Genomic DNA, 9,259 nt, shown 5'->3' on the forward strand with positions numbered 1-9,259 from the left:
ATATCACCGGACATAGATCATTGAATTTGCTTTTCTATCTTTTGTGTAAAGTTTGCCCACAGGATCAAAATTTATAAGCTTCTCTTTAATGATGACAAATATCGTGTCGCCTCACTACTTTGTGTCTATTTCTTGTCTAAGAAAGCCAAAAGCCAGTAGCAATTAAGCTGCTGGCTTTTTTATTGAAGTTATTGCCCTGAGTAACAAGTGTTAGAACAATTTACTAGACCAGCCAAGCTTATTCCGTAAGACGTGATAGTAGCTGTAGTCTTTTGGATGGATGAGCTTTAGTACATTTGGACTTTGATAGATGTGAATTTCGTCGCCAGGGGTAACTGGAAGTGAGACTTGTCCATCACAGCTAACTTCTTGTGTTCCACGGTTTTCTGGTGATACCACCAATTTAATTCGACGTTTTCCATCAACCACCAAAGGTCGACTCGACAATGTATGAGGGAACATTGGCACGAGTGAAATGGCATTCAAGCTAGGAGAAAGAATTGGGCCGCCGCCAGAAAGTGAATATGCCGTCGAGCCAGTCGGAGTGGAGACAATCAAACCGTCGGCCCGTAAAGAGAAGGCGAAGCTTTCATCTATGTACACTTCAAATTCAATCATATGAGCAATTTGCCCTGGGTGAAGTACGGCTTCGTTTAGCGCAGCGTTATGGCTCTTTATTTGTCCGTGGCGGTGTACTTCCGCCTCTAAAAGAAAACGTTCCTCTTCAATATAATCACCGTCGAGTACCGCTTGCAGAGACGCTTGGAAGTCGTCTGGGTTCAAGTCAGTTAAGAAGCCCAAATTTCCACGGTTCACGCCTATAACTGGCACATCAAATCGGGATAAAATTCTTGCCGCACCTAACATGTTGCCATCGCCACCAACCACAATGGCTAGATCGGCATTTTTTCCTAGTTCAACTAAGCTAGCAAACTGACTCTGTGGGATATCATCCAGTATTGCGGCAAGGCGATCGTCAATGAATACTTTATAGCCCTCAGAGGTCAACCATTGGTACAACTCTTTATGAGTTTGAATTGCTTGTTGATCTCTTGGTTTTCCGATAATCGCGATCACGTTACATGGATTTTTCATAGCATTTCCGCATTAAAGAGGCTTGAATCAGGAATCTTCATCCCCATAATAATGGCAAGTCACCTAAATATGCGAATTTTTATGTGGTTAAAGCCCGCAAAAACGCGCATGGCTTTAAGGGCATTATGTTGAATTCTGGAGATATCATGAGCAACGAAGAAAACAAAGTTACAGAAGAAGAGCTTGATCAAATCATCGAAGAGGCTGAAAAAGTAGAAGCTGAAGCACAAGAAGTTGAAGCTGAGCTTGAAGAGCTTGGTGATGAGACAGACGCTAAGATTGCTCAACTAGAAGCGGCACTATTGTCTAGCGAGGCAAAAGTAAAAGAGCAACAAGATGCGGTGTTGCGTTCTAAAGCTGAAGTAGAAAACATGCGTCGTCGCACTGAGCAAGAGATCGATAAAGCACGTAAGTTTGCGTTGAACAAGTTTGCAGAAGAGCTGCTTCCTGTTATTGATAACCTAGAGCGTGCAATTCAAGCGGCAGATACAGAGAATGAAACTGTGAAGCCGTTCCTAGAAGGCGTTGAACTAACACATAAAACGTTTGTAGACGTTGTAGCGAAATTTGGCTTGAAAGCAATCAACCCTGAAGGTGAAGCATTCAATCCAGAGTTCCATCAAGCGATGTCGATTCAGGAGAGCCCTGATCATGAATCAAACACTGTTATGTTTGTTATGCAAAAAGGTTACGAACTAAACGGCCGTGTGATTCGTCCGGCAATGGTAATGGTTGCTAAGTAACTTTAACTACCTGTTTTTTAAATATAAAAGCGCCCATCATTTTTGATGGGCGCTTTTTTGTTTTAAACATAAATGACTGCATCGAACTTCGTTGTATATCGATAAATGAAAATTTGATCCCCTTCATATTTTTTCCTATTGGTTAATTATTTTCCTATAGGAGATTTTCTCTCATCTCGCTGCGTGTTTATTAACGGAAAGGGCTATAAGTGATTGTAATCATTCGTTGTGTGAATATTTGTTCTGCATAGGAATGTAAATATAGTCATTTTTTCTAAAACAATGTCGTTAACAAAAATGTAAATTGTCACTTTATTTTGTAACTTCGGTGTGTATGATTTGCGACTAATGCTTTAAAAGTAAGCATATATAACTACAAAAATGTAAATAGTAAACACAACATATCGGAGATTTATAATGGATAAATCGCTTTCTAGTAAGATTTTTATAGGCTTGTTTGCCGGCCTTGTGCTGGGGACAGCAATTCAGTACTTATTTAGCGGTATTGCGATTTTTGATACATACCTACTTGGAGCAGCAGAAGGTGTTGGCGGCATGTTCGTCTCACTGATCAAATTGCTTGTTGTTCCTTTAGTTTACGTTTCAATCGTATGCGGCATTGTTGACTTGAAAGATATCAGTGCATTTGGTCGTCTTGGTGGAAAAACTTTTACCCTTTACATTCTTAACACCATCATTGCGATTACGGCGGCTTTGACTGTCGGCTTGATCTTCCAGCCAGGAGCGGGCGCTAATCTAGCAGGAACGGTATCTGAGGCTGTACAGCTGACAACGACAGAGACGCCGGACATTTTCTCTTTAGTTGTTAACATTGTTCCTAGCAATCCTGTACAAGCGTTTGCTAGCGGCGACATGCTGCAAATCATCTTTATGGCAATTTTGACGGGGCTTGCAATTCAAGCTTTGGATTCTCGTGGTGGCCCAGCTATTCGCACATTCAAAATGGCAAATGAAATCATGATGAAATTGGTTGGATTAGTGATGAGTCTTGCACCATATGGTGTGTTCGCACTAATGATTCAACTAGGTGCAACGCTAAACGCCAACACATTAATGTCCGTTGCCGGTTACGTGGCTTTGGTGGTTGCGATGTTGGTGTTCTGGATCTTCTTCTTCTACCCAATGGCAGTGAGTATTGCGACAGGAACTTCTCCAAAGACTTTCCTACGTGCAACTCGTGAGCAGATTCTTTTCTCTCTATCTACCGCAAGCTCAAACGCGACTATCCCGGTAACGATGCGCACACTGACAGAAAAGCTTCAGGTCTCTAAATCGGTTGCTGGCTTCGGTGTACCACTGGGCGCAACGATGAATATGTCTGGTGTGTCTATCTATATTGCTCTAGCAACGATGTTTGTTGCGAACGCTTTTGGCCAGCCAATTAACACCGCAGACATCTTCACACTTGGCTTAACTATTCTTCTGTTATCTATTGGTGCTGGCGGCGTTCCTGGGGGCGGCGTGGTAATGGTAGGTGTTTTGCTTCACCAGCTAGGCTTACCACCTGAAGGTTTGGCAATCATTGCAGCGGTCGACCGTATTAATGATATGTTCTGTACATCATCTAACGTTGTCGGCGACACGGCAGTGAACACCATTGTTGCAAAAACAGAAGGTGAGATAGGTAAAGAAGAGGGTGTTGATGCTGAGCCTGCTCAAGCGAACGCCTAATACCTTGAATAATTTATTTTAACCCTAATATTGAAGCGAGCTCTTATGAGCTCGTTTTTTATTTAGGAAGAGTCGGGCATAAATAAATTTATCTGGGAAATGACGTTTTGTTGCGCTACAGCAGTGTGACGAGTTCCCAACTAATCAGAAAGAAACACATAAATTTCGAAAAAAGACGCTTTTTTTTAATTCTGCCCTTGAAAAGCATTTTGCCGCCCTTATCTATGTGGCATAGAGAAGCAAACATTGATTATTTTTGTTTGTGAGCAAGGGTTGAAACCCGATTCTCCTCCCCCCACATTGGGGTTATAACCAAACGAAAATAGAATTTATTCGGAGATAGCCAGATGGGTAAAATCATTGGTATTGACTTAGGTACTACTAACTCATGTGTTGCTGTATTAGACGGCGACAAACCACGTGTAATTGAAAACGCAGAGGGCGAACGTACTACTGCATCGGTTATTGCTTACACTGACGGTGAGACGCTAGTAGGTCAACCAGCGAAACGTCAAGCAGTAACTAACCCAGAAAACACGCTATTTGCAATTAAGCGTCTAATCGGTCGTCGTTTTGAAGACGAAGAAGTTCAGCGTGACATCGAAATCATGCCTTACAAAATCGTTAAGGCTGACAACGGTGATGCTTGGGTAGAAGCGAAAGGCCAAAAAATGGCAGCTCCTCAGGTTTCTGCTGAAGTTCTTAAGAAAATGAAGAAAACTGCTGAAGACTTCCTTGGTGAGGAAGTAACTGGCGCAGTTATCACAGTACCTGCTTACTTTAACGATGCTCAGCGTCAAGCGACAAAAGATGCTGGCCGTATCGCAGGTCTAGAAGTTAAACGTATCATCAACGAACCAACAGCAGCTGCGCTAGCTTACGGTCTTGATAAGAAAGGCGGCGATCGCACTATCGCGGTATACGACCTTGGTGGTGGTACATTCGATATTTCAATCATCGAAATCGATGAAGTTGAAGGCGAGAAAACATTCGAAGTTCTAGCAACTAACGGTGATACTCACCTAGGTGGTGAAGACTTTGATAACCGTCTAATCAACTACTTGGTTGATGAGTTCAACAAAGAGCAAGGCATCAACCTTAAAAACGACCCACTAGCAATGCAGCGTGTTAAAGAAGCAGCAGAGAAAGCGAAAATCGAGCTTTCTTCTACTTCTCAAACAGACGTAAACCTACCTTACGTTACTGCAGATGCAACTGGTCCTAAGCACATGAACATTAAAGTGACTCGTGCAAAACTAGAATCTCTAGTTGAAGACCTAGTACAACGCTCTCTTGAACCATTAAAAGTAGCTCTAGCTGACGCTGACCTATCAGTAAACGACATCACTGACGTAATCCTAGTTGGTGGTCAGACTCGTATGCCAATGGTTCAAGCGAAAGTTGCTGAGTTCTTTGGTAAAGAAGCGCGCCGTGACGTAAACCCTGACGAAGCAGTAGCAATGGGTGCTGCAGTTCAAGGTGGTGTACTTGCTGGTGACGTTAAAGACGTACTACTACTAGACGTAACTCCACTGTCTCTAGGTATCGAGACAATGGGTGGCGTGATGACTAAGTTAGTTGAGAAGAACACAACTATCCCAACTAAAGCGAACCAAGTTTTCTCTACAGCGGAAGACAACCAGAGCGCGGTAACTATCCACGTTCTACAAGGTGAGCGTAAGCAAGCGATGTACAACAAGTCTCTAGGCCAATTTAACCTAGAAGGCATCCAGCCTGCACCACGTGGTATGCCACAAATCGAGGTTACGTTTGACCTTGATGCGGACGGTATCCTACACGTATCTGCGAAAGACAAGCAGACTGGTAAAGAGCAGAAGATCACTATCCAAGCTTCTGGCGGTCTAAGCGATGAAGACATCGAGAAAATGGTTCAAGAAGCAGAAGCTAACAAAGAAGCGGACAAGAAGTTCGAAGAGCTAGCAACTGCACGTAACCAAGCTGACCAAATGATTCACGGTACTCGTAAGCAAGTAGAAGAAGCTGGTGAAGCGCTACCTGCAGAAGAGAAAGAGAAGATTGAAGCAGCAATTTCTGAGCTAGAAACAGCACGTAAAGGCGAAGACAAAGAAGCTATCGATGCTAAAGTTCAAGCACTAATGACTGCTTCTCAAAAGCTGATGGAAATCGCTCAACAACAAGCTCAAGCGCAGCAAGCACAAGGTGCTGACGCAGGTGCACAGTCTAAAGAAGACGACGTTGTAGATGCTGAGTTCGAAGAAGTTAAAGACGACAAGAAATAATATTTCTTAACCAGATGGCTGCATAGCCATCTGGGGTCGATAAGACTTCGTGTGCGGGCGTTTGGGGCAACTCTTACGCCCGTCTGTTTGTAAACGCTGTCTTTCTAGTTAAGTATGTTGCAGACAAGTGCACTTACCTAGAACGATACAAACACCAAGCGGTGAATCGATGCCGTTTGTAGTAATTAACTGGTGACGAAGAACATGTCAAAACGTGATTTTTACGAAGTATTAGGCGTAAGCCGTGATGCCTCAGAGCGCGATATCAAAAAGGCGTATAAGCGTCTAGCGATGAAATTCCACCCAGACCGAAACCAGGGTGATGATTCTGCGGCGGACAAGTTTAAAGAAGTAAAAGAAGCGTACGAAGTTCTGACCGACCCTCAAAAGAAAGCGGCGTACGACCAATACGGTCATGCAGCTTTTGAACAAGGCGGCGGTGGTTTCGGTGGCGGCGGCTTTGGCGGCGGCGGTGCTGATTTCGGCGACATCTTTGGCGATGTATTCGGTGACATCTTTGGTGGTGGTCGTCGTGGCGGTGGTGGCCACCGTGCCCAGCGAGGTGCTGACCTACGTTACAACATGGAATTGACGCTAGAAGAAGCGGTTCGTGGTGTAACGAAAGAGATCGAAGTACCGACACTAGTACACTGTGATACCTGTGATGGTAGTGGCGCGAAGAAAGGTTCATCTGCTGAAACATGTGGTACCTGTCATGGTCATGGTCAAGTACAGATGCGCCAGGGCTTCTTCGCAGTGCAACAAACCTGTCCTACCTGTCACGGCAAAGGTAAAATCATTAAAGACCCTTGTAATGAGTGTCATGGTCAAGGTCGTAAGCAGAAAACAAAAACACTTAACGTTAAGATCCCAGCAGGTGTTGATACTGGCGACCGTATTCGTCTATCTGGCGAAGGTGAAGCGGGAGAAATGGGAGCACCAGCGGGTGACTTGTATGTACAAGTGCACGTGAAAGAGCACCATATCTTCGAGCGTGATGGCAACAACCTATACTGTGAAGTGCCAGTAAGCTTTGCGATGGCAGCTCTAGGTGGTGAAGTTGAAGTACCAACCCTAGATGGTCGCGTAAGCCTAAAAGTGCCTTCAGAAACGCAAACAGGTCGTATGTTCCGTATGCGTGGTAAAGGTGTGAAAGGCGTTCGCGGTGGCGGTGTTGGTGATCTTATTGTTAAGTTGGTTGTTGAAACACCAGTAAACCTAAGCTCACGCCAAAAAGAACTGCTCAAAGAGTTTGAAGAGTCTTGTGGTGGTGAAGCGGCGACAAAGCACAAGCCTAAATCAGAAGGCTTTTTCAACGGTGTGAAAAAGTTCTTTGATGATTTAACCAGCTAAGACGTTAGTGAAAAGCACAAATACAAAGGCCTGCTAAAATGCAGGCCTTTTTGCATCTCGGTGTTCTTCCTAATTCCAGCAATCACTTGGTTCTTCGACATTTGTTGACGTTAAAGTAATCGTTTTAGAACCAGTCAAGCACTCGTCGTCGTCTTGTCCCAGAGCCGATTTTGCTGTTGCTGTAATGGTATAGGCCGTACTTGCAGAGCTCGCAATATCGAAAGAAAATCTATTTGTGTCTGAGTCACATAGAGTGCATGTGCCTCCAGAGAGAATATGACTCCAGTCGTACCCACCATCATAAGATGTCTCTAGCTCTAGCTGAATTCGACTAAGATCGCTCAAGGCAACCGTCCTATGAGACTTGATTACATGATTAGTGTAAGAGGGGTATGCGACTGCAGCAATGATCCCGACAATCACTACAGCTACCAGTAATTCGATCAATGTCATCCCTCTCAATCCTTTTTTGTAGCCGTTACAACGAGAAATTCGAATCATCACGAGTAGTTTCCTTTTCACTTTTCCGCCTATTTTGGGCAGGTGATAGCATCTGTGCAAGATGAATTACGGCCCTTTTGCCGTTTACATAGGAATTTGGGAAATGCCTCGCGGGTTTACGTTGTTGGAGCTTCTTATTACTGTTGCTGTACTGAGTATTATATTGGCGTTTGCAGCTCCAAGCTTTAGCCGTGTTTCACAAACTGTGCAAATGCAGCGATTAGCAACTGAATTAGCTGGTTTTCTAAGCCAAAGTAAGTCCGAGGCGGTAATGAGAAATCAAAAGTTATATATTCATTTCTCTATGGCTAAAAACGTCGTTGTCAGTCAAGGTGCATGGTCTCTACAGTTAACTAACTCATCTAGCGGCTCAGGGGGAGTAATCTTAAACCTTTCCGGCTCCGCATACTCTGAATTATCTTTGAAGCACAGTTACGATAATCAAAAAATAAGCTTCGATGAGGTCCGTGGACGGCCCCAAGGAGGAAATATAGAGTTTTTCCCAACCAATGCTCAAAACATAAAACTACAAGCAAAGATCTCAAACCCTCCTGGGAGGATTAAGATTTGTAGTAACTCTGGAACTAAGTTATATGATTACCGTCAGTGCTAACAAACGCTATCAAATAGGTAGCTCTTTAATTGAATTAATGATTAGTTCTTTAATTGGGTTAATTGTTCTTAGTGTAGTGGGCTCTATATTCTTGAGTTTACAAAAAACAGCAAAAGAAAAAAGCTTAGAGCTAAATTTATTGCAAAGTCTTAATATCACTTTATCTGTTATGAAAGAAGATATTCAAAGGGCTGGTTATGATGGTGGTCATGGTATGTCTCTTAAATTATCCGGAGCCTTGGAAACAATTACAATCAGTGGTGCATCTTCTATTGGTTTTGTTTATTTTAGAGATGACTCTCCGCTAAATAAAAACTATAGAAATATTAAGTATGAGAAGCGAGATAGCAAACTTGTAATCTGTGAAAATGGCGTAGTATCCCAAGCCAAAATACTGTCTTTTGATGGTGTGGATTTTTGTCGTTCTTTATTTGATGAAGATATTTTTCAAGTGACGAGTTTTACAGTAAATTCTGATGTCGTAACGAATGGCACAAATATTAGCGCTGTAACGGATGTTACTTTGGCTTTACAAACTGTAGATGGCGTAATTAATCAAGTTGCAGAATTTTCAATTAAGCAAAGGAATTGGCAATGAGATCTAAATTTGGATGTTCTGGGTACACGACGTTGTTAGTAACATCCATACTATTATTGTTTGCTTTGATTACATCTCTCGCATCATCAAAGGGAGTATTTTTTCAATTAAAAGTGGCTCAGAATGAACTAAAAGCTCGACAAGAACATTGGAAGGCTGAAGGAGGACTGGAATGTGCTTTTGCACAAATAAAGGAGAAGATGTTAGTTCTTCCTCCTTCCGGAACAATTACTTTACTAGGCTGTACAGTATCTACTACGATAAAAAAGCTCAGCGATTATGAATATTTGGTTACATCTAAAGAGGGAAATACAAATTTAAGTAAAGCCCGAATTCAACTGCGAAGTGCGACACTCGCCAATATCAAGCGGCCAGTGCCATTTCTTTAAAGACAATCGCTGGT

At 42.9% G+C, this 9,259-nt stretch carries 9 protein-coding genes; 7 read left to right on the forward strand and 2 right to left on the reverse strand.

Features of this window, described 5'->3' with window-relative positions:
* Nucleotides 1-210: 210 nt before the first annotated feature.
* The gene (nadK, locus tag R8N49_RS21550) at nucleotides 211-1,095 is read right to left on the reverse strand and encodes an NAD(+) kinase (RefSeq protein ID WP_225466668.1); all 885 of its coding nucleotides are present in this window, start codon (nucleotides 1,093-1,095) and stop codon (nucleotides 211-213) included.
* A gap of 146 nt (nucleotides 1,096-1,241) precedes the next feature.
* Here nadK and grpE point away from each other — a divergent pair, with 146 nt between their 5' ends.
* The 4 genes from grpE (at nucleotide 1,242) to dnaJ (ending at nucleotide 7,144) form a co-directional block, all read left to right on the forward strand.
* Nucleotides 1,242-1,838, forward strand: coding sequence for a nucleotide exchange factor GrpE (gene grpE, locus R8N49_RS21555; RefSeq protein WP_021034134.1), 597 nt, complete (start codon nucleotides 1,242-1,244; stop codon nucleotides 1,836-1,838).
* 417 nt (nucleotides 1,839-2,255) lie between these two features.
* The gene (locus tag R8N49_RS21560) at nucleotides 2,256-3,530 is read left to right on the forward strand and encodes a dicarboxylate/amino acid:cation symporter (RefSeq protein WP_005381625.1); all 1,275 of its coding nucleotides are present in this window, start codon (nucleotides 2,256-2,258) and stop codon (nucleotides 3,528-3,530) included.
* A gap of 347 nt (nucleotides 3,531-3,877) precedes the next feature.
* Nucleotides 3,878-5,791: a molecular chaperone DnaK gene (gene dnaK, locus R8N49_RS21565; protein WP_005381623.1), complete on the forward strand. Its 1,914-nt coding sequence runs from the start codon at nucleotides 3,878-3,880 to the stop codon at nucleotides 5,789-5,791.
* Between the two features lie 204 nt (nucleotides 5,792-5,995).
* Complete coding sequence (dnaJ, locus tag R8N49_RS21570) at nucleotides 5,996-7,144, forward strand: molecular chaperone DnaJ (protein WP_005381620.1); 1,149 nt, start codon at nucleotides 5,996-5,998, stop codon at nucleotides 7,142-7,144.
* 69 nt (nucleotides 7,145-7,213) lie between these two features.
* Here dnaJ and R8N49_RS21575 read toward each other — a convergent pair whose 3' ends face one another.
* Nucleotides 7,214-7,645 carry a type IV pilin protein gene (locus R8N49_RS21575; RefSeq protein ID WP_017820588.1) on the reverse strand — a complete coding sequence of 144 codons (432 nt, stop codon included), beginning with the start codon at nucleotides 7,643-7,645 and terminating at the stop codon, nucleotides 7,214-7,216.
* A 103-nt stretch (nucleotides 7,646-7,748) separates the two neighbouring features.
* Here R8N49_RS21575 and R8N49_RS21580 point away from each other — a divergent pair, with 103 nt between their 5' ends.
* The 3 genes from R8N49_RS21580 to R8N49_RS31045 are packed head-to-tail and all read left to right on the forward strand — an operon-like array spanning nucleotide 7,749 to nucleotide 9,245.
* Nucleotides 7,749-8,258 carry a GspH/FimT family pseudopilin gene (locus tag R8N49_RS21580; protein ID WP_064369022.1) on the forward strand — a complete coding sequence of 170 codons (510 nt, stop codon included), beginning with the start codon at nucleotides 7,749-7,751 and terminating at the stop codon, nucleotides 8,256-8,258.
* Nucleotides 8,239-8,856: a PilW family protein gene (locus tag R8N49_RS21585; RefSeq protein ID WP_005383755.1), complete on the forward strand. Its 618-nt coding sequence runs from the start codon at nucleotides 8,239-8,241 to the stop codon at nucleotides 8,854-8,856. Before R8N49_RS21580 ends, R8N49_RS21585 begins: the two co-directional genes overlap by 20 nt.
* The gene (locus tag R8N49_RS31045; RefSeq protein WP_412034903.1) at nucleotides 8,853-9,245 is read left to right on the forward strand and encodes a hypothetical protein; all 393 of its coding nucleotides are present in this window, start codon (nucleotides 8,853-8,855) and stop codon (nucleotides 9,243-9,245) included. The genes R8N49_RS21585 and R8N49_RS31045 overlap by 4 nt, the downstream gene beginning before the upstream one ends.
* Nucleotides 9,246-9,259 lie beyond the last annotated feature (14 nt).

Source organism: Vibrio sp. 1978 (genome assembly GCF_033344345.1).